The organism is Mycolicibacterium aubagnense (assembly GCF_010730955.1).
Lineage (GTDB): Bacteria > Actinomycetota > Actinomycetes > Mycobacteriales > Mycobacteriaceae > Mycobacterium > Mycobacterium aubagnense.
In genome coordinates, this window is sequence record NZ_AP022577.1 from 1,110,292 (window position 1) to 1,132,955 (window position 22,664).

General features: G+C 68.5%; 20 protein-coding genes. 6 read left to right on the plus strand and 14 right to left on the minus strand.

Going from position 1 to position 22,664, the window contains the following annotated elements; all coding sequences use genetic code 11:
- From bioD to G6N59_RS05535, 3 genes are read right to left on the minus strand one after another with little or no spacing between them, the layout of a single operon-like run.
- Positions 1-693, minus strand: a complete 693-nt coding sequence (gene bioD, locus G6N59_RS05525; protein WP_138231163.1) for a dethiobiotin synthase — start codon at positions 691-693, stop codon at positions 1-3.
- Positions 690-1,832: an 8-amino-7-oxononanoate synthase gene (locus G6N59_RS05530; RefSeq protein WP_138231164.1), complete on the minus strand. Its 1,143-nt coding sequence runs from the start codon at positions 1,830-1,832 to the stop codon at positions 690-692. The genes bioD and G6N59_RS05530 overlap by 4 nt, the downstream gene beginning before the upstream one ends.
- Before the next feature lie 36 nt (positions 1,833-1,868).
- The gene (locus G6N59_RS05535) at positions 1,869-3,161 is read right to left on the minus strand and encodes an adenosylmethionine--8-amino-7-oxononanoate transaminase (RefSeq protein ID WP_138231165.1); all 1,293 of its coding nucleotides are present in this window, start codon (positions 3,159-3,161) and stop codon (positions 1,869-1,871) included.
- Between the two features lie 112 nt (positions 3,162-3,273).
- Between G6N59_RS05535 and G6N59_RS05540 the strand changes: the two genes are divergently transcribed.
- The 4 genes from G6N59_RS05540 to treZ are packed head-to-tail and all read left to right on the plus strand — an operon-like array spanning position 3,274 to position 11,550.
- Positions 3,274-5,430: an acetyltransferase SucT gene (locus tag G6N59_RS05540; protein ID WP_138231166.1), complete on the plus strand. Its 2,157-nt coding sequence runs from the start codon at positions 3,274-3,276 to the stop codon at positions 5,428-5,430.
- A gap of 9 nt (positions 5,431-5,439) precedes the next feature.
- On the plus strand, positions 5,440-7,572 hold the full coding sequence (glgX, locus tag G6N59_RS05545) for a glycogen debranching protein GlgX (protein WP_138231167.1): 2,133 nt from the start codon (positions 5,440-5,442) through the stop codon (positions 7,570-7,572).
- Positions 7,573-7,583: 11 nt separating this feature from the next.
- Positions 7,584-9,845, plus strand: coding sequence for a malto-oligosyltrehalose synthase (gene treY, locus G6N59_RS05550; protein ID WP_268815809.1), 2,262 nt, complete (start codon positions 7,584-7,586; stop codon positions 9,843-9,845).
- Complete coding sequence (gene treZ / locus G6N59_RS05555; protein ID WP_138231169.1) at positions 9,838-11,550, plus strand: malto-oligosyltrehalose trehalohydrolase; 1,713 nt, start codon at positions 9,838-9,840, stop codon at positions 11,548-11,550. The genes treY and treZ overlap by 8 nt, the downstream gene beginning before the upstream one ends.
- On the opposite strand, the gene ilvA is transcribed toward treZ, so the two are convergent.
- Entirely contained in the window at positions 11,547-12,830 is a 1,284-nt protein-coding gene (gene ilvA, locus G6N59_RS05560) for a threonine ammonia-lyase IlvA (RefSeq protein WP_138231170.1), read from the minus strand. The genes treZ and ilvA overlap by 4 nt on opposite strands.
- 36 nt (positions 12,831-12,866) lie before the next feature.
- On the opposite strand from ilvA, the gene G6N59_RS05565 reads away from it, so the two are divergent.
- Positions 12,867-13,616, plus strand: a complete 750-nt coding sequence (locus G6N59_RS05565) for a hypothetical protein (RefSeq protein WP_234884292.1) — start codon at positions 12,867-12,869, stop codon at positions 13,614-13,616.
- Positions 13,617-13,644: 28 nt separating this feature from the next.
- On the opposite strand, the gene G6N59_RS05570 is transcribed toward G6N59_RS05565, so the two are convergent.
- The 3 genes from G6N59_RS05570 to G6N59_RS05580 all read right to left on the minus strand — a co-directional run bounded on the left by G6N59_RS05570 (position 13,645) and on the right by G6N59_RS05580 (position 15,727).
- Complete coding sequence (locus G6N59_RS05570; RefSeq protein ID WP_138231171.1) at positions 13,645-14,490, minus strand: patatin-like phospholipase family protein; 846 nt, start codon at positions 14,488-14,490, stop codon at positions 13,645-13,647.
- A gap of 239 nt (positions 14,491-14,729) precedes the next feature.
- The gene (locus G6N59_RS05575; protein ID WP_138231172.1) at positions 14,730-15,368 is read right to left on the minus strand and encodes a DNA-directed RNA polymerase subunit beta; all 639 of its coding nucleotides are present in this window, start codon (positions 15,366-15,368) and stop codon (positions 14,730-14,732) included.
- A 32-nt stretch (positions 15,369-15,400) separates the two neighbouring features.
- A complete protein-coding gene (locus G6N59_RS05580; RefSeq protein WP_138231173.1) occupies positions 15,401-15,727 on the minus strand; it encodes a hypothetical protein in 327 nt (108 codons plus the stop codon).
- Between the two features lie 129 nt (positions 15,728-15,856).
- Here G6N59_RS05580 and G6N59_RS05585 point away from each other — a divergent pair, with 129 nt between their 5' ends.
- A complete protein-coding gene (locus G6N59_RS05585) occupies positions 15,857-16,192 on the plus strand; it encodes an RNA polymerase-binding protein RbpA (RefSeq protein ID WP_029105623.1) in 336 nt (111 codons plus the stop codon).
- 60 nt (positions 16,193-16,252) lie between these two features.
- Here G6N59_RS05585 and G6N59_RS05590 read toward each other — a convergent pair whose 3' ends face one another.
- The 7 genes from G6N59_RS05590 to G6N59_RS05620 form a co-directional block, all read right to left on the minus strand.
- Positions 16,253-17,008, minus strand: coding sequence for a polyprenol monophosphomannose synthase (locus G6N59_RS05590; protein ID WP_138231174.1), 756 nt, complete (start codon positions 17,006-17,008; stop codon positions 16,253-16,255).
- A 2-nt stretch (positions 17,009-17,010) separates the two neighbouring features.
- Positions 17,011-18,828: an apolipoprotein N-acyltransferase gene (lnt, locus tag G6N59_RS05595; protein WP_138231175.1), complete on the minus strand. Its 1,818-nt coding sequence runs from the start codon at positions 18,826-18,828 to the stop codon at positions 17,011-17,013.
- A complete protein-coding gene (locus G6N59_RS05600) occupies positions 18,821-20,374 on the minus strand; it encodes an amidohydrolase (RefSeq protein WP_138231397.1) in 1,554 nt (517 codons plus the stop codon). Before G6N59_RS05600 ends, lnt begins: the two co-directional genes overlap by 8 nt.
- Before the next feature lie 93 nt (positions 20,375-20,467).
- Positions 20,468-20,956 carry an FxsA family protein gene (locus G6N59_RS05605; protein WP_138231176.1) on the minus strand — a complete coding sequence of 163 codons (489 nt, stop codon included), beginning with the start codon at positions 20,954-20,956 and terminating at the stop codon, positions 20,468-20,470.
- A gap of 34 nt (positions 20,957-20,990) precedes the next feature.
- Complete coding sequence (locus G6N59_RS05610) at positions 20,991-21,383, minus strand: PPOX class F420-dependent oxidoreductase (protein WP_138231177.1); 393 nt, start codon at positions 21,381-21,383, stop codon at positions 20,991-20,993.
- Positions 21,384-21,387: 4 nt separating this feature from the next.
- Positions 21,388-22,278: a formyltetrahydrofolate deformylase gene (gene purU / locus G6N59_RS05615; protein ID WP_138231178.1), complete on the minus strand. Its 891-nt coding sequence runs from the start codon at positions 22,276-22,278 to the stop codon at positions 21,388-21,390.
- Complete coding sequence (locus G6N59_RS05620; RefSeq protein ID WP_138231179.1) at positions 22,278-22,658, minus strand: PPOX class F420-dependent oxidoreductase; 381 nt, start codon at positions 22,656-22,658, stop codon at positions 22,278-22,280. The genes purU and G6N59_RS05620 overlap by 1 nt, the downstream gene beginning before the upstream one ends.
- Positions 22,659-22,664: the final 6 nt, after the last annotated feature.

Sequence of the window (22,664 nt, forward strand, 5' to 3'; positions counted from 1 at the left end):
TCAGCCGACCAGGCTCGAAACCCATTGTGGAGCAAAGGCTGCCACGCTGACGGTCGCGAACTCCCCCGGCGACAACCGGCCGGCGCCGGCGGGCAGCACCGCACGCACCGGGGCAATGTTGTCCAGCGCGCCCCGATTGGACGCCTCTGCGAGCCCCGGCTCCTGCGGCCAGCTGCCGATCACCAATCCGGCGCACGCGATGCCATGGGCGGCAAGCGATTCGACCGTCAGGCCCGTGTGGTTGAGGGTGCCCAGGCCCGGCGCGACGACGACCAGGACCGGGGCGCCGAGCTCGACGGCCAGGTCACGCAACGTCGTGCCGTCGGAGCCGAGTTGGACGAGCAGTCCCCCGGCGCCCTCCACCAGCGTCAGCTGACGGGGCCGGTCCACGTTCTTCATCAGCGCGATCAGCTCGTCGCGGGACGGCAGCGTCATGCCGGCCAGTGCGGCGGCCGCGACGGGCGCCAGCGGCTCGGGATAGCGCCAGCCCGGCACCAGCGAGGTGACCCCGGCCAGCCGTCCCACTTCGGCCAGGTCGTCGTCACCGTGGCCGGCGGCCGGCGAGATTCCGGTCTGCACCACCTTGCACACCGCGACGTCCAGACCGGCTTGTCGAGCAGCGCAGGCCAGGGCCGCGGTGGCGATGGTCTTGCCGACGCCGGTGTCGGTACCGGCGACGAACAGGACCGTCACGCCTGCACCAGCGCGAGCACCTCGCCGAGCACCCGACCAGCCAAATCCAGTTCGGCGTCGTCGAGGGAGGCGCGCGCGGTCAGCCGCAGCCGCGAGGTACCGGCGGGCACGGTCGGGGGCCGGAAGCAGCCGACCCGGACCCCACGGTCCAGGCAGGCCGACGCCGCGGCCAGCGCAACCTCGGGGTCACCGAGGATCACCGAGACGACGGCGGAGTCGGGGGTGCCGACAGCGCCACCGAACCTGGCCAGCGTCGCGGCGTGGGTCAGCACGGCCTGTGCCCGCCACGGCTCGGCGACGAGGACCTGCAGCGCCGCCCGCGCGGCGCCGACGGCAGCCGGAGCCAGGCCGGTGTCGAAGATGAACGTTCGGGCGGCGTCGATCAGGTGGGCCCGCACCGCGGCGGGGCCCAGCACCACGCCGCCCTGACTGCCGAGCGACTTGGACAGCGTCGTCGTCACCACGATGTCGGGTTCTCCGGCCAAGCCGACCTCATGGACCAGGCCGCGCCCGCCGGTACCGCGCACGCCGAGGCCATGGGCCTCGTCGACGATCAGCAGGGCACCGTGCCGGCGACAGACCTCGTGCAGGGCACGCAGCGGGGCCAGTGCGCCGTCGGTGGAGAACACCGAATCGGTGATCACCACTGCGCGCTCCTCCGAGCGGCTGACCAACGCGGTCTCCACGGCGCCGACGTCGTTGTGCGGGGAAACCACCACCCGTGCCCGGGACAGCCGACAGGCGTCCACCAGCGAGGCGTGGCTGTACGCGTCGGAGACGACGAGCGAGCCCGGACCGGACAGCGCCGCCACCGCACCGATGTTGGCGGTGTAACCGGAGGAGAACACCAGGGCCGACTCGGCGCCCATGAAGTCGGCCAGCTCGGCCTCGAAATCCTCGTGCAGCTCGGTGTTGCCGGTCACCAGCCGGGAGCCGCCGGAGCCCGCGCCCCAGGTGTGCAGCGCCGTCACGCCGCCCTCGATGACGGCGGGATGCTGCGACAGACCCAGGTAGTCGTTGGAGGCGAGGTCCAGTTCCGTGGCCACCGCGGGCCGGACCCGCAGCGAGCGGCGCAGGCCCGCGGCCCGGCGCTTGCGTTCGACATCAGCGAGCCAGGCCAGCGGCGAGTGATCGGTCATCGGCGCGCTCCTGACTCCAGTGCAATTGAACGGTGTTCAGGTTAACGCACGGGCCACGGCGACCACACCAGAGGTGATCTGGTCGATCTCCGCGGGCGTGCAGATGAAGGGCGGCATGACGTACACCAGCTTGCCGAAGGGCCGCAGCCACAACCCGTGCTCGATCGCGGTGACCGTGGCGAGGGCCATGTCCACCGGTTCGCGCATCTCGACGACGCCGATGGCACCCAGCACGCGCACGTCGGCGACCGAGGGCAACTCCGCCGCCGGCGCCAAGCCGTGTCGCAGCCCCTCCGAAATGGCCGCCACCTGCGCTTTCCAATCCCCGCTCAACAACAGCTCGACCGCTGCCACCGACACCGCGCACGCCAGTGCATTGGCCATGAACGTCGGCCCGTGCATGAGCGCGCCCGGCTCGCCGGAGCTGATCACCCGCGCGATCTCGGCGGTGCACAGTGTCGCCGCCAGCGTCACGTAGCCACCCGTCAGTGCCTTGCCGACGCACATGATGTCGGGGCTGACGCCGGCGTGGTCCGCGGCGAACAGCTCACCGGTGCGCCCGAAGCCGGTCGCGATCTCGTCGAAGATCAGCAGCACGTCGTGCCGGGTACAGATGTCGCGTAGCGCCGTCAGGTAACGCGGGTCATGGAACCGCATGCCGCCGGCGCCCTGGACCACCGGCTCGACGATGACCGCCGCGAGTTCATCGACGTGCGCGGCGAGCTGGGCCTCGAAGGCCTCGACATAGGCCGGGTCGAACTCCGTGGGTACCCGCGGGGCGAAGATCTGTGGCATCAGGACATCGGTCCAGATCGAGTGCATGCCGCCGTCGGGGTCGCAGACGCTCATCGGGGTGAAAGTGTCGCCGTGGTAGCCGCCGCGCCAGGTCATCAGCTTGTGCCGGCTTGGGCGGCCGAGACTGCGCTGGTACTGCAGCGCCATCTTCGCGGCGACCTCGACGGAGACCGAACCCGAATCCGAGAAGAACACGGTGTCCAGACCGGCCGGGGTGATCTGCACCAGCAGCTGCGCCAGCCGGGCCGCCGGTTCGTGCGTCAATCCACCGAACATGACGTGGTTCATCCTGCTCAGCTGCCGGGTGATCGCGGCGTCGAGCACTGGGTGCCCGTGGCCGTGCACGGCCGTCCACCACGAGCTCATCGCGTCGATGACCTGGACCGGCCGGCCCTCGTGGATGAGCGTCAGCATGGTGCCGTGCGCCTCGGTGGCAACCACCGCCGGCAACGCGTCGGCACCGATGGTGCTGTACGGGTGCCAGATGTGGGCGGTGTCGATCGCCGAGATTTCGGCAGGGTTCAGCGCTGGCACGATGACGGAGCCTAATCGCCGTCCCGCCCCGTCGGAACCGGCGTCCTCGGCGAGCGGCCGACTCGCCGCTACATGAACGAGCCCCGGATCTTGGGTAGATTGGCATCCGACCATGACGACTCTTGCAGCACCGCGGCCGGCGTCGCAGCCCGGGTCGGGCAACGCCGCGCGCGTCACCGACGGCGGTGCAGACGCCGCGGCGGGCAACGCGCCGAGTGCGTTCTACCGCCACGACCTGGACGGTCTGCGCGGTATCGCCATCGCCATGGTCGCGGCCTTTCACGTCTGGTACGGCCGGGTTTCCGGCGGAGTCGACGTCTTCCTGGCGCTGTCCGGCTTCTTCTTCGGTGGCAAACTCCTCCGGATCGCGCTGACGTCGGAAGCGCCGCTGTCCCCCGGTCCGCAGCTGCGCCGGCTGGTCCGTCGTCTGCTTCCCGCCCTGATCGTCGTGTTGGCCGCGGGCGCGGTGCTGACCATCCTGATCCAGCCCCAGACGCGCTGGGAGACGTTCGCCGACCAGAGCCTGGCCAGCCTCGGCTACTACCAGAACTGGGAGCTCGCCGAGACCGCGTCGAACTATCTGCGGGCCGGCGAATCCGTCAGCCCGCTGCAGCACCTCTGGTCGATGTCGGTGCAGGGCCAGTTCTACGTCGCGTTCCTGGCGCTGATCTTCGGCTTCGCGCATCTGTTCCGGCGCCGGCTCGGTGACCGGCTGCGGCCCGCATTCATCGCGCTGCTCACTGCGCTGACCGTGGTGTCGTTCGGGTACGCGATCGTCGCGCACCAGGCGGACCAGGTCAGTGCGTACTACGACAGCTTCGCCCGCGCCTGGGAGCTGCTGCTGGGCGCTCTCGTCGGCGCGCTGGTGCCGACGGTCCGGTGGCCGATGTGGCTGCGCAACATCGTGTCGGTGGTCGCGCTGGCGGCGATCCTGTCGTGCGGCGCCCTGATCGACGGCGTGCGGGAGTTCCCCGGACCGTGGGCGCTGGTTCCGGTCGGCGCGACCATGCTCTTCATCCTCAGCGCCGCGAACCACACCGAGCGCCTGCCCGCGCCGAACCGGCTGCTGGCCACCGGCCCGTTCCTGTCTCTGGGCGCCATGTCGTATTCGCTCTACCTCTGGCACTGGCCGCTGCTGATCTTCTGGCTGGCCTACAGCGGCCACAGCCGGGCGCACTTCGTCGACGGCACCGCCGTGCTGGTGGTGTCCGGGATACTTGCCTGGCTGACCACCCGCTACGTGGAGAGCCCGCTGCGCCGGCCGTCGGCGTCGGCCGGTTCTGCCGGCTGGCGCCGGTTGCGGCGGCCCACGGCGCTGCTGGCGACCGTCGTCGCCCTGATGGGCGTGACATTGACCGCCACGGCGTTCACCTGGCGCGAGCACATGAACACCGCACGCGCCAACGGCAAGGAGCTCGCCACGCTGTCCCCCGTCGACTACCCGGGTGCGCGCGCATTGCTCCACCACGCCAGGGTGCCGAAGCTGCCGTTCCGCCCGACGGTGCTCGAAGCCCATGACGACGTGCCGGCGACGACCGCTGATGGCTGTATCGCCGATTTCGACGACCTGTCCATCCGCAATTGCACCTACGGCGACGCGAAGGCGCCCCGCACCATCGCGCTGGCCGGCGGCTCGCACGCCGAGCACTGGATCACCGCACTGGACCTCCTCGGCAAGCGGTACCACTTCAAAGTGGTGACGTATCTGAAGATGGGTTGTCCGTTGTCGACCGAGCCCAACCCCCTGGTGATGGGCGACAACCGGCCGTACCCGAAGTGCTACGAGTGGAACGAGCTGGTCATGCCGAAGCTCGTGACCGACCACCCGAGCTTCGTGTTCACCACGTCCACCCGTCCCTGGAACATCAAGCCCGGTGACGTGATGCCGGGCACCTACATCGGCATCTGGCAGCGGCTGTCCGACGCGAACATCCCGATTCTGGCCATGCGCGACACACCCTGGCTGGTTCGCGACGGTAAGCCCTTCTTCCCGGCCGACTGCCTTGCCAGCGGCGGCAATTCGACGTCCTGCGGTATCGCCCGCTCCGAGGTACTGTCCGACCACAACCCGACCCTCGATTTCGTCGCGCAGTTCCCACTGCTGAAACCGCTCGACATGAGTGACGCGGTGTGCCGCCCCGACAACTGCCGCGCTGTGGAGGGAAATGTGTTGCTGTACCACGACTCTCATCACCTGTCCGCCACCTACATGCGGACCATGACCGCCGAACTCGGCCGCCAGGTCGGGGCTGCCACCGGCTGGTGGTGAGCTGCCTTCATGGTTGTTGGCGTCTGGCCTGGTAGCGCCTATCCCCTCGGTGCCACCTACGACGGTTCCGGTACCAATTTCTCGCTGTTCTCCGAAGTCGCCGAACGCGTCGAGCTGTGCCTGATCGCCAAGGACGGCACCGAGGAACGGGTCAACCTCGACGAGGTCGACAGCTATGTGTGGCACTGCTATCTGCCGGCGGTCACGCCCGGACAGCGGTACGGATTCCGCGTGTACGGACCGTGGGATCCGGCGGCGGGCCACCGCTGCGATCCGAGCAAGCTGCTGCTCGACCCCTACGGCAAGTCCTTCCACGGCGACTTCGACTTCGGCCAGGCGCTGTACTCCTACGACCTGGCCGGGCCTTCTGAGCCGTCGGCCACCGGCAAACCCCCGGGTGTTGATTCGCTGGGGCACACCATGACCAGCGTGGTGATCAACCCGTTCTTCAACTGGGACAACGACCGGGTGCCCCGGACGCCGTACCACGAGACGGTGATCTACGAGGCCCACGTCAAGGGCATGACGCAGACCCACCCGGCCATCCCCGAGGAACTGCGGGGCACGTACGCCGGACTCGCACACCCGGCGATCATCGAGCACCTGCGGTCGCTCGGCGTCACCGCGATCGAACTGATGCCGGTGCATCAGTTCCTGCACGACCACCGGCTGCTGGACCTGGGTCTCCGGAACTACTGGGGCTACAACACGTTCGGCTTCTTCGCGCCGCACTACCAGTACTCGGGGAACCAGCACGCCGGCAGCGCGGTCGCCGAGTTCAAGACGATGGTGAAGTCGTTCCACGAAGCCGGCATCGAAGTCATCCTGGACGTCGTCTACAACCACACCGCCGAAGGCAACCACCTCGGCCCGACGCTGAACTTCCGTGGCATCGACAACGCCGCCTACTACCGGCTCGACGACGACGACCCGTCGCTCTACAAGGACTTCACCGGGACCGGCAACAGCCTCAACGCCCGGCACCCGCACACCCTGCAGCTGATCATGGATTCGCTGCGGTACTGGGTGCTGGAGATGCACGTCGACGGCTTCCGCTTCGACCTGGCCTCGACCCTGGCCCGCGAGTTCTACGACGTGGACCGACTCTCGGCTTTCTTCGATCTGGTGCAACAGGATCCGGTGATCAGTCAGGTGAAGCTGATCGCCGAGCCGTGGGATGTCGGCGAGGGCGGCTACCAAGTCGGCAACTTCCCAGGTTTGTGGACCGAGTGGAACGGGAAATACCGCGACACTGTGCGCGATTACTGGCGGGGCGAGCCCGCAACCCTGGGCGAATTCGCCTCCCGGCTGACGGGTTCGTCGGACCTGTACGAAGCGACGGGCCGGCGCCCCAGCGCCAGCATCAACTTCGTCACCTGCCACGACGGTTTCACCCTGACCGATCTGGTGTCCTACAACGACAAACACAACGAAGCCAACGGCGAAGAGAACCGGGACGGCGAGAGTCACAACCGGTCCTGGAACTGCGGTGTCGAGGGCCCGACCGATGATCCCGAGGTCCTCGCGCTGCGGGCACGACAGCGCCGCAACATCTTCGCGACGCTGATGCTGTCGCAGGGCACCCCGATGATCAGCCACGGGGACGAGATCGGGCGCACCCAGCAGGGCAACAACAACGCCTACTGCCAGGACAACCCACTGTCGTGGATGGACTGGGGCATGCTCGAGACCAACTCGGCGCTGCTGGAATTCACCCGCACCGTCGTGGCGCTGCGACGCCGGCATCCGGTGTTCCGCCGCCGCCGGTTCCTTGCCGGGCAACCGATCCGGAGCAGCGGACAGGTCCGCGACATCTCCTGGCTGACCCCGGCCGGCGACGAGATGACGCTGGAGGATTGGGATTCGGGCTTCGGCAAGAGCATCTCGGTGTTCCTCAACGGCGATGCGATACCCGAACCCAACGCGCGGGGTGAGCGCGTCACCGACGACTCGTTCCTGTTGTGCTTCAACGCCCACGACGAGGAGCTGGAATTCGTGATCCCCGGCCAGGGCTACGGCGAGAAGTGGGCGGCAGACCTCGACACCGCGGATCCACACGGGCGCACCGAATTGGTGGCCGCCGCCGGCGAGACGATCTCGCTGCAGGCCCGCTCGCTACTGGTGTTGCGTAAGACAGCGTGAACACAGTGCCCGTGTCGCCGGTCATCTCCACATACCGACTGCAAATGCGCGGCGATGGCATGACGTTCGACGACGCGCGCGCACTGCTGCCCTACCTCGCCGATCTCGGCGTCTCGCATCTCTACCTGTCGCCGGTGTTGACCGCCGTCACCGGGTCGACGCACGGCTACGACGTCACCGACCCGACAGCCGTCTCAGCGGAACTCGGCGGGCCGGAAGGGTTTTCGCGGCTCTCCGCGGCGGCGCGAGAGCGCGGCATGGGGCTGATCGTGGACATCGTGCCGAATCACGTCGGCGTCGAACATCCCGAGCAGAATCCGTGGTGGTGGGACGTCCTGACATATGGGCGTTCATCTCGGTTCGCCGGCTTCTTTGACATCGACTGGGACCTGGACCCCGACGGCCGCATCGTGTTGCCCGTGTTGGGTTCTGACGCCGATGCCGACGGCCTGACCGTGGACGGTGACGTGCTGCGACTGGGCGACCGGATCTGGCCGATCCGGCCCGGCACCGGCGCGGGCACGGCCGCCGAGATCCATGCCCGGCAGGCGTACCGGTTGACGGGTTGGCAGTCCGGCTCCTGCGGATACCGGCGGTTCTTCTCCATCACCTCACTGGCGGCGGTGCGCCAAGAGGATCCGGCGGTGTTCGACGCGACGCACGCCGAGATCGGCCGCTGGTTCCGGGAGGAGCTCGTGGCCGGGCTGCGGGTCGACCACATCGACGGGTTGACCGATCCCGCAGGCTATCTGGCGCGGCTGCGCGAACTGACCGGACCCGGCGCGTGGATCGTCGCCGAGAAGATCCTCGCTGCCGACGAGCCGCTGGAACCCAGCCTGCCCATCGGCGGCACCACCGGGTACGACGTACTGCGGGAGATCGGCGGGCTGTTCGTCGACCCTGACGGCGTTGGCCCGTTGACGGAGTTGGCTCGCGAGACGCGTTGCGGCACCCGGGAATTGAAGATCCGGGTGGCCACCGAGGTCCTGTCCAGCGAGCTGGCCCGACTGCGCCGGGCGATCGTGCGTGCCACCGGAACCGACGACCCTTCCCTGCCGGCGGCCATCGCCGACGTGGTCAGCCGCGTCGACGCATACCGCACCGATTATCGGTCCCTGTCCGCGATGCTGCCGCAGGCCATCAGCGAAACTGTCGCCGCGTCACCGGAATTGGCGCCTGCCGTGGCACAGCTCGCGGATGCGGTGAATCAGCCGGAGCCGGCCGCCCGGTTGCAGCAGCTGTGCGGCGCGGTGACAGCCAAGGCGGTCGAGGACACCCTGTTCTACCGCGATGCCCGCCTGGTATCTCTCAATGAGGTCGGCGGCACCCCCGAACTGTTCGGCATGGGCACGGCCGACTTTCACCGCCGTGCCGCGGCGCGCGCACGAGACTGGCCGGCGACCATGGTGACCCTGTCCACGCACGACACCAAGCGCAACGAGGATGTCCGGGCCCGCATCACGGTGCTGTCCCAGCGCGCCGAGCGGTGGTCACAGCGCGTCCTCCGCTGGAACAAGGTGTGCGTCCCACCCGACGAGGGCACCGGATTGTTCCTGTGGCAGAACATCATCGGCGTGTGGCCCGCATCGGGCGAGGTCGACGACACCCTGCGCCGGCGGTTGCACGCCTACGCCGAGAAGGCCGTCCGCGAAGCAGAGCTGCACACCAACTGGGAGCGACCGGACCCCGAATTCGAAGGCGGCCTGCACGACTGGATCGACGCCCTGCTCGACGGTCCGGTCGCGGGCGAGGTCACGGCATTCGTTGCGGAGCTCGATGGGGCCGCGCGTGGTGACGCCGTCGCGCAGAAGCTGCTGGCCCTCACCGTGCCGGGCATCCCCGACGTCTACCAGGGCACCGAGCTGTTCGACGACAGCCTGGTGGACCCGGACAACCGTCGTCCGGTCGACTTCGCTCTCCGCCAGACCGAACTGACGACGTTGAGCCACCCCAAGATCCGGGTCGTCGCGAACGCACTGCGGTCGCGCCGGGAGCGGCCGGCCACGTACCTGTCGGGCGATCACACACCCGTCGCCGCCGCGGGACCCGCCGCCGACCACGTGATCGCCTTCCGGCGTGGCAGCGATGTGCTGGTGGCCGTCCCCCGGTGGACCCTGAAGCTCGGCGAAACCGGTTGGGGCGAGACGACACTCACCCTGCCGGACGGCGACTGGACCGACCGCCTGACCGGCAGCGCCTGGTCGGGCACCGTGGCCGCCGAAGCACTGTTCGCCGAACTGCCCGGCGCGCTGTTGGAGAAGACCGGTGCCTGACCACGAATTCTCGGTATGGGCCCCGACACCGCAGGCCGTCGCACTCGAGGCCGGCGGGGCCAGACACCCGATGCACCGCTCGGATGACGGATGGTGGCGCGCCACGGTCGACGTACCGGTGGACGCCAGGTATGGCTTCATCCTGGACGAAGCCCGACCACTTCCTGACCCCCGGTCGCCGCGGCAACCCGATGGCGTGCACGGCCTTTCGCAGCTGTGGCAGTCCGAGCCCGTGGCCCCCTGGGCCGGCCGGGCCATCGACGGCGCAGTGATCTACGAACTGCACGTCGGCACCTTCACCGCGGCCGGCACGTTCGACGCCGCCATCGAGCGGCTGGACCACCTGGTCCACCTCGGCGTCGACTTCGTCGAACTGATGCCGGTCAACGCGTTCAGCGGCAGTCACGGCTGGGGCTACGACGGCGTGCTGTGGTACGCGGTCCACGAACCCTACGGCGGCCCCTCGGGCCTCGTCCGGTTCGTCGACGCCTGCCACCGGCGTGGTCTCGGTGTCCTGCTCGACGCGGTGTTCAATCACCTCGGCCCATCCGGGAATTACCTCCCGAAGTTCGGGCCGTACCTGACCGTGGGCCGGACACCGTGGGGCGAAGCCGTCAACATCGCCGATGCCGAGTCCGATGCGGTGCGTCGCTTCATCATCGACTGCGCGCTGCGCTGGATGCGGGATTTCGGCATGGACGGCCTGCGCCTGGACGCGGTGCACGCGCTGGTCGACACCACAGCCGTTCACCTGCTGGAGGAGCTGGCCACCGAAACCGACGCGCTGGCACAAGAATTGGGCCGCCCGCTGTCCCTGATCGCAGAAAGCGACCTCAACGACCCACGGCTGATCACCCCGCGGGACCACGGCGGCTACGGGCTCGCCGCGCAGTGGGACGACGACATCCACCACGCCATCCACACCGCCGTCTCCGGCGAACGGCAGGGCTACTACGCCGATTTCGGGTCTCTACAGACCCTGGCCACCACCCTCACTCACGGCTTCTTTCATGCCGGCACGTATTCGTCGTTCCGGCGCCGGCGCCATGGCCGGCCGCTGGACACCGCACAGCTTCCGGCCACCCGACTGCTGGCCTATACGTGCACGCACGATCAGGTGGGCAACCGGGCGCTCGGTGACCGTCCGTCGCAGAATCTCGATTTCGGGCAACTCGCGGTCAAGGCCGCATTGGTGCTCGGATCACCCTATACGGCAATGCTTTTCATGGGCGAAGAGTGGGGAGCATCGACGCCGTTCCAGTTCTTCAGCTCGCACCCCGAACCCGAACTGGCCCGCGCGACCGCAGCGGGGCGCAAGGCGGAGTTCGCCGATCACGGCTGGGCCGCCGAGGACATCCCCGATCCCCAGGACCCTGCGACGTTCCACCGCTCTAAACTCGACTGGGACGAAGCCGACACCGGCCCGCACGCGCAGCTGCTGCAGTTGTACCGCGACCTGATTGCGTTGCGGCGCACCGAACCCGACTTCGCCAATCCGTGGCTGGATCAGCTGCGCGTCGAGTTCGACGAAGCCGACCGGTGGATCGTCATGCACCGCGGGGCGTTTGCCGTGGCGTGCAATCTCGGCGAACAACCCGTCACGGTGCCCGTCACTGGAGAGCCGGTGCTCTCGTCAGCCGCGCCTCAGGTCGGCGAATCGACTCTGCTGCCGGGACATTCGTTCGCCATCCTCCGCCGAACCTAGGTCAGGTACCGATACGCCGGCGAGCCCGGCTCCAACGGCTCGACATGGATGCCGGAATCATGCATCCGGTCGAGCAGGCCGTCGAAATTGGCGGCCGAACCGAGCTCGATGCCGACCAGCGCCGCGCCGGTCTCCCGGTTGTTGCGCTTGACGTATTCGAACAGCGTGATGTCGTCATTGGGCCCGAGCACCTCGTCGAGGAACCGCCGCAGCGCGCCGGGCTCCTGCGGGAAATCCACCAGGAAGTAATGCTTGAGACCCAGGTGCACCAGCGACCGCTCGAGCACCTCGCCGTACCGCGAGACGTCGTTGTTGCCGCCGGAGATCAGGCAGACCACCGTCGACCCGGCCTCGACACCGTTCTCCATCAGCGCCGCCACCGACAGCGCACCGGCGGGCTCGGCGATGATGCCCTCGTTCTGGTACAGGTCGAGCATTGCGGTGCAGACCGCGCCCTCGTCGACCGTCGTCACCGACACCATGTCGCCGGCAGCGGCCAGCGCCGCGTACGTCAACGTGCCCGCCCGGGCCACCGCCGCCCCGTCGACGAACTGGTCGACGTGCTCGAGGGTCACCGGCTCCCCCTTGGCCAGCGCCGCGATCATCGACGCCGCACCCGCGGGCTCGGCCCCGAGCACAGCCGTCGCGCTGGTGTGTTCGGCCAGGTAGGTGGTGATCCCGCTGATGCAACCGCCGCCGCCGACCGGCACGATCACCAGGTCGGGTTCGACGTCCAGTTGCTCGAGGAGCTCCACCGCGATGGTGCCCTGCCCGGCCATGGTGCGCAGGTCGTCGTACGGCGGCACCAGTGTGGCGCCCGTGCGCGCGACGTCCTCGAGCGCTGCCGCGGCAGCCAGGTCGTACGTGGCGCCCCCGACGATCAGCTCGATGAAGTCGCCGCCGTGGTACCGGATGCGGTCCCGCTTCTGCTTGGGCGTCTTGGCCGGGACGTAGACGCGGCCGTGCACACCCATCGAGCGGCAGGCCAGCGCAAAACCCTGCGCATGGTTGCCCGCCGACGAGCACACCACGCCGGCGGCCTTCTCCTCGTCGGAGAGCTGCATCAACAGGTTGTAGGCACCACGCAGCTTGTACGAGCGCACCGCCTGCAGATCCTCACGCTTGAGGTAGACCTGGGCGCCGGTCAGCGCCGACAGCCGATCGCTGTACTGCAGCGGGGTACGCGTCACGACCGCGGAAATTCGCCGGGCAGCCGCATCAATGTCGGCCGCGGCAAGCGGCGACGACCTGTGGGTTCCCTGGCTCAGCTCGGCAGACACCGCTTAATGGTGTCATCTCGGTGCGAAACTGAGCGAATGGACCCCACATCAGAACCGGTGCCGCCGGCGGTCAGGACGTTCATCGAGCGGACTCACCGCCTGACCAGCAGCGCCGAGCACCACGTGCCGTCGTGGCTCCGGCCTGGCGATCCGGAGAATCGGCTGCCGGTGATCGTCGCGATCCTCGCCGCGGTGACGCTGCAGCGCGCGATCCCGGTGCAGTACACCGTCCCGGAAATACCCCGGTGGCCGTTGATCACGCTGGAACTGCTGCTGGTGGCCGTCCTGATGGTCATCAATCCGGTTCGGCTGTCCCGCCAGACCACCGTCGGCCGGTGGACCATGATCGTGCTGACCGCGGCCATCACGCTGGACAACACGGCGTCGGCGATCATCTTGGATTTGAACATCCTGTCCGGCAGGGTGAGCAACGACGCCGGTGTCCTATTGGGCAGCGGCGCAGCGATTTTCATCACCAACATCATCGTGTTCGGCATCTGGTACTGGGAGCTGGATCGCGGCGGCCCCTTCGCCCGGCGTGCGGGCGACAACCCGTACCCGGACTTCCAGTTCCCGCAGATGTGCGACCCGCAGAACGCCAAACCCGGTTGGCGCCCGACTTTCGTCGATTACCTGTACACCAGCTACACCAACGTGGTCGCGTTCTCCCCCACCGACACCATGCCGCTGTCGCGCTGGGCCAAGACGATGATGACCGTCCAGTCGATGGTGGCGGTGTCGACCACCGCGCTGGTGGTGGCCCGGGCGGTCAACGTGTTGAAGTAGTCCTCGCACCCGAGGCCCACGAAGGGCCTCAGTCCCGGTGGAACTCGAGCAGCTCCGACTGCCGGATCCCCGTGCGATCGGTCGGCAGCCAGCGTCGCGTCGACTGGAGTGATCGTTCGATGAGCTCGGCCGAGCGGGAGAAATCGATGGGCGACACCCGCACCGGGCACAGCGGCGGCACGACGTGGAGGTCGACCGACCCTTCGAACCGCTCGACGTCGGTGGCCAGCCGCCGGTTGATCGCGAGCGTGAACGCGTGCATGGCCATGGCCAGTGCGCCCGTTGGGGATTGGGGCATGGCGCACGAGTAGCCGGTGGGCAGCACCCACACCTCGGTCGCGCCCAGCGCCACCGCATGCGACAACGGTGTGTTGTTCACCACGCCGCCGTCGACCAGATCGCGTCCGTCGATCCGCACCGGCGGAAGGACGGCGGGGATGGCGGCGCTCGCGACGATCGCGTCGATGGCATCCCCTGACGACAGCAGGACATCCTGCCCGGACAGCACGTCGGTGGCCACCACGTGCAGTGGCGTCGGCGCGTCCTGCAGCCGCCGGAACCGCAGATTCTGCTGCAACAGGGCGCGTATCCCGATGTCGGACACCAGATGCGGCCGACGCCCCAAGAACCCGAGCAACCCCATGCTCGGGCTGGTCGGGAACACTTTGCGCCGGGACAGCGTCCGCCACAGGTCGGCCAGCGCCAGGGCCCCGTCGTGGTCCGACCGCGCGGCGATCCACCCGCCGTTGAGGGCACCGACCGAGGTGCCGACGACCAGATCCGGCTTGATGCCCGCCTCGGCGAGACCAAGCAGCATGCCGACCTGGATGGACCCAAGGCTGCCGCCACCGGACAGCACGAACGCCGTCGTCATGCCGACACAGTACGCACATCGAGGCGGTCCGCCGGCAGGATTCCGGACACCTCACGCGGCGCCCGACGCCATGACGGAATTGCTCGCCACACCCGATCATCGGCTAGAGTGAACATCGCCAGGCCGCAGTAACCCCGGGCCCCAAATTTCGCCGCCACGAGCGGCCTACCGCCGAGAGGCGTTCTGCGGTCTGGCTTTAACTTCTCAGATGCGCAGCGCCGACGTCGTCGGCCATCGCGTCAATCCAGCGAATCGCTGCGCCACAACCCGGCTGCGGCATGCAGCTCGTTGGCGATCCGGGTGAACGTCACAGCCCGGTCGGTCAGCTCCGCGGCGCGCTCCGGCCCGGTCGTCGTCGCGTCCTCGGCCAGGCTCGTGCAGCCGGCCGCACTCACCCGGCAGTACGCCGCCGCGCGCTCCAGCGCGACCGCGAAGTCACCCTCGAAGACGCCGCGCAGGATTCGGTCGGCAAGCTCCTGGATCTCCGTCGGCCCGACGGGCGTCTCGGCACCGGCGACCACCGGGTCGATCGAGTGCAGCACCTCGGCGCCGCGGCCGAACATCAGACTGGCCGAATAGGGGTCGCTCCGGATCGACAGCCGCAGCAGGTACACACGCCACAGCGCGCCGGGCAGGCTGCGCGCGCCGGCACCGGCCCACAACTCGGCGATGGTCTCGATGCCGTGCTCGTCGGTGTAGGCGACCAGTCGCGAGACCACGTCCGGGTCCGGATAGCTCCGCACCCGCTCCAGCAGCGCCGCGGCCGTCTCATGGGCGATGCGGCTGTCCTGGACAGGGTCCTCGACATCGTGGAACGCCTCGAAGCCGCGGCCCAGGAACTTGGTCGGCTTGTGAATCCGCCGACGGTCGTCAGTCATGCATTCTTTCTTTCCCGTCGCTGCGCGCGTCGTCAGCGCCAGCCGTCGGCGTCCTTCGCGGCTTGCAGCAGCACCTCACACAGCTCTCCCAGTTCGGCGGGCCCTGCGCCTTCGGCAACAGCGGTCGCGACGTCCTCGGCCGCACACCGTACCTGATAAACGCGGTCGGAGAGGGCCGCCGCTTCCTCGGCGCTGAGCACCACCGCGTCTTCCGCCAGGTTGGTTCCCTTCACCATGGCACGCTGCTCGTAGGCCCGCTGACGGCACGATTGGCGGCAGTACTGGCGACGACGACCCATGCCCGCGTCGGCCACCTCCCGGCCACACCACCGGCATGGTTGGGCCTTCGAGCGCTTCATGTCCGCCTCACGGTCGTGACTGTATCCGGAGACGGTTCGAACCCCGGTATCATGGATAGCTGAGTCGGGAACTTCACGCCGCTGGTCTGCGTTGATTCCCCTGTCGCTATACCAAGGGAGTGATTGACGATGGCTGATCGTGTCCTGAGAGGCAGTCGCCTCGGAGCCGTGAGCTACGAGACCGACCGTAACCATGACCTGGCGCCCCGTCAGGTTGCCCGGTACCGCACCGACAACGGCGAGGAGTTCGAAGTTCCGTTCGCCGACGATGCGGAAATCCCCGGCACCTGGGCGTGCAAGAACGGCATGGAAGGCACCCTGCTGGAGGGTGACGTTCCCGAGCCCAAGAAGGTCAAGCCGCCGCGCACCCACTGGGACATGCTGCTCGAGCGTCGGTCCATCGAGGAGCTCGAAGAGCTGCTCAAGGAGCGGCTGGAGCTCATCAAGACCCGCCGCCGCGGCTAATTGCGCAGACGAAAAAGCCCCGCCTCGCGGCGGGGCTTTTTCGTGTTTGTGGCGTGGTGACTAGCGCGCGATGCCGCGGGCCCGGTCCAGCCGGCCGCGGATACCCCACTTCGCCACCTGCGACATGGCCTCACGGATGTTGGATCCGCTCATCTTCGACACACCCAGCTCGCGTTCGGTGAACGTGATGGGTACCTCGACGACGGAAAAGCCCGCGTTGATGGCACGCCAGGTCAGGTCGATCTGGAAGCAGTAGCCCTTCGAATCGACATCGTCGAGGCCGATCTTCTCCAGCACGTCGTGCCGGTAGGCGCGGTAGCCGGCCGTGATGTCGTGAATCTTGACGCCCAGCAGCACCCGCGCGTAGGTGTTCGCGGTGCGGGACAGCACGAGCCGGCGACGGGGCCAGTTGCGGATAGCGCCGCCCGGGACGTACCGCGACCCGATGGCCAGGTCGGCGCCGGCGTCGACGGCGTCCAGCAGGCGGTACAGCTCCTCGGGCGCGTGGCTGCCGTCGGCGTCCATCTCGACCAGGACGCTGTAGCCGCGGCCCAGGCCCCAGGCGAACCCGGCCAGGTACGCCGCGCCCAGGCCGCCCTTGCCGGCCCGGTGCATGACGTGCAGGCGATCGGGATCGGCCAGCGCCAGTTCGTCGGCCAGCTGGCCGGTGCCGTCAGGGCTGTCGTCGTCGACGACCAGCACATGGACGTCCGGGCGGGCAGCGTGCACGCGGCCGACGATCAACGGCAAATTCTCGCGCTCGTTGTAGGTCGGGATGATTACCAGCGTGCGCTGACTCGGACGTTCATCGCCCATGGTCAGTTCCCCTGTTCGTTTTCGGTGTCAATGTCGGTGTCAGTCGCGGCGGCGCTGCCGTTCTGATGCTCCGCAACCGCCCTGCGGCGGCGCATGAGGTTCCTATTGTGCAGCATGGCTGCCAGAAGGGCGGCAGCACCGACCCCCACAAGCAACCCGCCCGTGACCGGTCCCCATCGGGTGGCGAGGGTGAGATCGGTCTTCAAGCGCACCTGCCGGTCCAGATAGCCGGGCTGGAAGAACTCCGTGCGGTCGAGGACATGGCCGTCCGGAGCAATCACCGCGCTGATGCCGGTGGTGCCGGCGACGACCACGTACCGGTCGTGTTCGACGGCGCGCAGGCGAGCAAACGCCAGCTGCTGGACACTCATCGGCTCATCGAACGTCGCGTTGTTGGCGGGCACCGCCAACAACTGTGCGCCATTGAGTACCGACTGACGCGCGGCGCGATCGAAGATGACCTCCCAGCACGTCGTCACGCCGATCGGGACCCCGGCGGCGGTGACCACACCGGTGCCGTGGCCCGGTACGAAATAGCCGGCCCGGTCGGCATACGACGACAACAGCCGGAAGAAGCTGCGCCAGGGCAGGTACTCGCCGAACGGCTGGACGATGGCCTTGTCGTGGCGCTCCCCCGGGCCGTTGGTCCCGTCCCAGACGATGACGGAGTTGGTGGTCACCGGATGCTCCGGCGTGTAGTCGGGTGCGGCCAGCACGGTGCCCACCAGGATCGGCGCCTGGATCGCCGAGGACGCCGCCGAGATCAGTTCCGCGGCATCGGCGTTGACCAGCGGATCGATGTCCGACGAGTTCTCCGGCCAGATGACCACCTGCGGCTGCGGTGCCCGCCCGGCACGGACGTCCTCGGCCAGCTGCTTGGTTTCGTGCACGTGGTTGTCGAGCACCGCGCGGCGCTGGGCGTTGAAGTCCAGGCCGAGACGCGGCACGTTGCCCTGGACGGCGGCGACGTTGATCGCGGGGTTGTCACCGGACCCGGCACCGGCCTTGCGGACGTGCGGCCAGGCCAGGCCGGTGAGCAGCAGGACCAGGGCGATGCAGATACCCGGGATGAACACCTCCGGCGGCGCGGCGGCTCCGGTGCGGTGATCGTGACGCCAGTGCCTGACCGCCTCGAGCACGATCGCCGTCAGGCTGAATCCGATGAGTGCCACCGCGAACGAGACCAGCGGCGCACCGCCGAGCTGTGCGAGCGGCAACAGCGGGCCATCGGTCTGACTGAACGCCACGACGCCCCACGGGAAGCCGCCGAACGGCACCGTCGACTTGAGCCATTCCGCTGCCACCCACAGCGCGGCGAACCACAGAGGCCACGCGGGCAGGCGCCGCACCACGACCGCGGTCAACCCGAACACCCCGGTGAAGAACGCCTCGAGGGCCGACAGCATCAGCCACGGAGCCGGGCCGACGAAATTGCTGATCCACGGCAGCAACAGCACGTAGAACACCAGTCCGGTCAGCATGCCGTAGCCGAAACCGCCTGCGGGAGTTGTGCGTTCGTCAGCCAGCACCCACGCCAGCAGCGCCAGCGCGGGAAACGACAGGTACCAGAGATCGAACGGCGGGAAGCTCGCGCACAGCAGCAGACCAGCCACGACGGCCGCGGCCAGCCGGACCAACCGCGGCTCGAAGAACCGCCGCAGGCTCGCGACGATCCGCGCCCCACGGCGCGGCCCCTGCGGCTCTTCGGGTGCCGCCGGTTGTTCGGGTGCCGCCGGTTGTTCGGGTACCTCCGCCTCGTCCGGGACGGCGTCGTCGAGGGTCTCTTCCACGCCCGCCACGCCTTCGACGCCGTCAGCCATGGATCAGCTCACCGCGGTGCACGGTCTGCAGGCAGGTCGGCAACTCGTCGTCGGGCCCGAGCGGCGGTAGCGCCGGTACCCGCGACCGCGGATCGGTCGACCAGCGCTGGACGGCGTCGGCCGGCGCGGTGACGTCCAACGTCGAGGCACCTCCCGACAGTTTCCATACGGCGTACGAGGCGACCGCGCCGGGCACCAGCGTCCCGGTCAAGCCGTCGCGGACACCGCCGGCCCGCCAAGCGCCGCGGGTAGCGGCCAGGAACGCCGACCGCGCCGAGATGGCGCTTCCGGCCGTCCGGTGGCTGATGGCGGCACGCACGGATTCCCACGGATTGATGCTGGTGACGGGGCTGTCCGAACCGAAAGCGAGGGGCACGCCTTGCGATGCTAACAGCGCAAACGGGTTCAAACCCTGTGAGCGATCGGCACCGAGACGCTGCGCGTACATCCCGTCCGCACCGCCCCACAGCGCGTCGAAGTTCGGCTGCACGCTGGCCACGACGCCCCACGAACCGAGCCTGCGCGCTTGTTCCGCATCCACCATCTCGAGGTGCTCCAGGCGGTGGCCACAGCGTGCCACCGCGGGCGCCCCGAACGCCGCCACGGCCCGGTCCAGAGCGTCGACGACGACGGCCACGGCCGCATCGCCGATGACGTGGAAACCGGCGGTGATACCGGCCTCGGTGCACGCCACCAGATGCGCGGTCACGGCGTCGGTGTCCAGGTAGCTGTTGCCACAGGTGGGCGGGCAGCCGGGCGCATCGGAGTAGGGCTCCTGTAGCCAGGCGGTCCGGGAGCCCAGCGCACCGTCGATGAAGAGGTCACCGGCCAATCCGTGGGCGCCGGTCTGCGCCATCAGATCTCGCGCGGCGGCAGCACTGGTCACGGCCTCGCCCCAGTAGCCGACGATCTCGACGCCGTGGTCCGTGGCGCGTAGCTCGGCCCAGTCGTCGAGACCGCCGATCTCGGGACCCGCGCACTCATGCACCGCCACGATGCCGTTGCGCGCGGCCAGATCGAGCGCGGCTCGCTGCGCGTCGCGGCGCTGTGTCGCACTGAGCAGATTGCGGGCCGCGGCCCGCACGCGGTGGTGGGCGTCGGCGGTCAGCGGCCCCTGCTCGGAGAAGCCCGCGGTGTCGGGAAGTCCGGGCACCAGCTGCCGCAGACCGGTCGATGCGACGGCCGAGTGCACGTCGACCCGGGCCAGGTACGCGGCACGGCCGCCGAGCACTCCGTCGAGGTCCGCAGTGGTCGGGACCGCGTGTTCCGGCCAGCCTGATTCGTCCCAGCCGTGGCCCCAGATGACGCCGTCCGGGTGCTGCGCGGCGTGGTCGGTGAGCAGGGTCAGCAGGTGTGGCAGTGACGTCGCGGTGCGTAGGTCGAGCCCGACCACGGTAAGCCCGGTGGCGGTCAGGTGCACGTGGCTGTCGACGAATGCCGGCGCCACGAATGCGCCCTCGAGATCGACGACCGTGGCGTCCGGATACAGCGCCCGGCCGATGTCATCGGAACCGAGCCAGGCCACCACCCCATCGCGGATGGCCATCGCGGTGGCGTCGGGCGCAGCCGGGCTATGTATACGACCGCCGAGCAGCAGCGTTGTCGCAAAAGTCGTCACGAACGTGACACGTTAGTCCGTTCAGCCGGCGTGCCGGTGCGCAGCGACCGGTGAGCTGTCGATGACCTCGATCACTTCCCCGTCGATGTAGTCACCGCGACTGCGATAACGCTCGTCGTGGTTGATGTAGATCACCTGAGTCGGGAAGTCCATGGGGGTGAGGTGACGACCGAACAGGGCCTTTACCGCCGGTCGCAGCGCGCGCCGGGTGAACGGCACCAGCATGAGCGCGCCGAGCACCGAGCTGGCCAACCCGGGAACAACGACCAGCACCGTCCCGAGAGCCACCAACAGGCTGTCCGTGGCCAGCGTGGGATCGGCGGATCGAGCGCTCAGCGCGTCCGACAGCCTGCTGAAATGCCGAGTGATCTGGGTGCCCGCGATGGCCAGGCCGGCGGCGAATGTCGCCAGGAGGGCCAGCAGCGTCCACGCCACACCGATGGTCGAGGCCAGGGCTGCCAGCACCGCGACCTCGACCAAGGCGTAAACCAGAAATAGTCGCATCGCCATGCACTGGACAACGCAGAAATGCCGGAATTGGTTCCTAGGCGCCCGGAACCGGCTCCACCTCGATGGCTGCGTGCACCTTTTCGACGCCACCGCGGATGATGGCCTGCGGGATCCACCACCACGCGTGCCACCAGTAGCGCCTGGTCACCATGTCGAAGACGCGCTTGGTCTCGGACTTCGGCAGGTTGCGGGCGATGGCCTCGACCGGCTCGCCCTTGACCTTGCCCAGGGCTCCGCACTTCTGGATGGTGACGCGCGGGGTGTTCTTGATCCGCTTGGTCTTCCAGGAGCCGTCGTCGGTGCTGATCAGCAGCTTGCCCTCGTGCGGCACGCCCCAGACCGGAGTCGGCTTGGGCCGGCCGTCCTTGGTGAAGGTCGTGAGAAGCAGGTACTTCTCGCGGTACACATCTTCGAATGTCGGAGCCATGGCTCTAGAAGACCACGGTTTCGTTGCCGTGGCGCAGGATGCGGTCCTGACAGTGCCACAGCACCGCCCGGGACAACACGGCCCGTTCCACGTCCGCACCCAGCCGAACGAGCTCCTCGACGCTGTGGGTGTGGTCCACGCGGACGACGTCCTGCTCGATGATCGGCCCCTCGTCCAGATCCTCGGTCACGTAGTGGGCGGTGGCGCCGACAAGTTTCACGCCGCGCTCCTTGGCCCGCCGGTACGGCGTCGCGCCGACGAATGCCGGCAGGAAAGAGTGGTGGATGTTGATCAGCGGACAGCCGATGGCGTCGAGGAACGCCGGCGTGATGATCTGCATGTACCGGGCGAGCACCACCAGATCGACGTTGCCCTTGAGCAGCTCCAGCTGACGCTGCTCGGCCTGCTCCCGAATGTCCCGAGTGGCCGGGATGTGGACGAACGGCACTCCGAACGCCCGGACCTGCTCGGCCAGGTCGGCGTGGTTGGAGATCACCATCACCACGGTCATGTCGAGTTCGCCGCGGCGGTTGCGCCACAGCAGGTCGAGCAGGCAGTGGTCGGCGGTCGACGCCATGATCGCCACGCGCTTCGGCCTGGACGCATCGGTGAACCGGTAGTCCATGTCGAATTCTTGCGCCACCGACTGGAATTCGCGCTCGAGTTCAGGTTGGGCGGCCGCCAGCCCAGGCAGATGGAAGACGGTGCGCTGCAGGAAGACACCGTCTTCGGGAGCGGTCGAATGCTGGTCCAGCGAGATGATGTTGGCGCCGGAATTGGTCAGGAATGTCGAGACCGCGGCGATCACGCCACGACGGTCCGGGCAGTTCAGCAGCAGCCGCCCGATATCCTTGTGGCGCGGCAGCTTTGGCGCGCCTGGGGGGAATCCGGTCACTACGCGGCCCGCAACTCCAGCGCGACGTTGTTCTCCATACCGCCCCGCAGCTTGGAGACGAAGTTGAAGGCCTTGCCGATCAACCCGTAGCGCTTGCCGATGCCGTCGTAGACGGTGCCCAGCTGTGACTTGTCCAAGATGGCCGCCACGGCCTCGACGGCCTCGCTCTTCGGGTTGCCGCGCATGTCGCACTTGGCGACCGTCACCCGCGGGGTGTTGCGGATCCGCTTGACCTTCCAGGCCTTTGCCTCGGAGATCACGAGCAGCCGATCTCCGTCGGGGACCGCCCAGACGGCAGTCGGTTTGGGCCGGCCGTCCTTGGTGAAGGTGGTCAGCAGGACGTAGTTCGCGGTGGCGACGTCGGCGAAGGTGAGGGCCATGGCGAT

Bases quoted from the DNA above. Each gene is read 5' to 3' on its own strand.
- G6N59_RS05530 (WP_138231164.1), bottom strand. From the start codon at position 1,832: ATGACCGATCACTCGCCGCTGGCCTGGCTCGCTGATGTCGAACGCAAG.
- G6N59_RS05540 (WP_138231166.1), top strand. From the start codon at position 3,274: ATGACGACTCTTGCAGCACCGCGGCCGGCGTCGCAGCCCGGGTCGGGC.
- glgX (WP_138231167.1), top strand. From the start codon at position 5,440: ATGGTTGTTGGCGTCTGGCCTGGTAGCGCCTATCCCCTCGGTGCCACC.
- G6N59_RS05565 (WP_234884292.1), top strand. From the start codon at position 12,867: ATGGACCCCACATCAGAACCGGTGCCGCCGGCGGTCAGGACGTTCATC.
- G6N59_RS05570 (WP_138231171.1), bottom strand. From the start codon at position 14,490: ATGACGACGGCGTTCGTGCTGTCCGGTGGCGGCAGCCTTGGGTCCATC.
- G6N59_RS05575 (WP_138231172.1), bottom strand. From the start codon at position 15,368: ATGACTGACGACCGTCGGCGGATTCACAAGCCGACCAAGTTCCTGGGC.
- G6N59_RS05580 (WP_138231173.1), bottom strand. From the start codon at position 15,727: ATGAAGCGCTCGAAGGCCCAACCATGCCGGTGGTGTGGCCGGGAGGTG.
- G6N59_RS05585 (WP_029105623.1), top strand. From the start codon at position 15,857: ATGGCTGATCGTGTCCTGAGAGGCAGTCGCCTCGGAGCCGTGAGCTAC.
- G6N59_RS05590 (WP_138231174.1), bottom strand. From the start codon at position 17,008: ATGGGCGATGAACGTCCGAGTCAGCGCACGCTGGTAATCATCCCGACC.
- lnt (WP_138231175.1), bottom strand. From the start codon at position 18,828: ATGGCTGACGGCGTCGAAGGCGTGGCGGGCGTGGAAGAGACCCTCGAC.
- G6N59_RS05600 (WP_138231397.1), bottom strand. From the start codon at position 20,374: ATGGCCATCCGCGATGGGGTGGTGGCCTGGCTCGGTTCCGATGACATC.
- G6N59_RS05605 (WP_138231176.1), bottom strand. From the start codon at position 20,956: ATGGCGATGCGACTATTTCTGGTTTACGCCTTGGTCGAGGTCGCGGTG.
- G6N59_RS05610 (WP_138231177.1), bottom strand. From the start codon at position 21,383: ATGGCTCCGACATTCGAAGATGTGTACCGCGAGAAGTACCTGCTTCTC.
- G6N59_RS05620 (WP_138231179.1), bottom strand. From the start codon at position 22,658: ATGGCCCTCACCTTCGCCGACGTCGCCACCGCGAACTACGTCCTGCTG.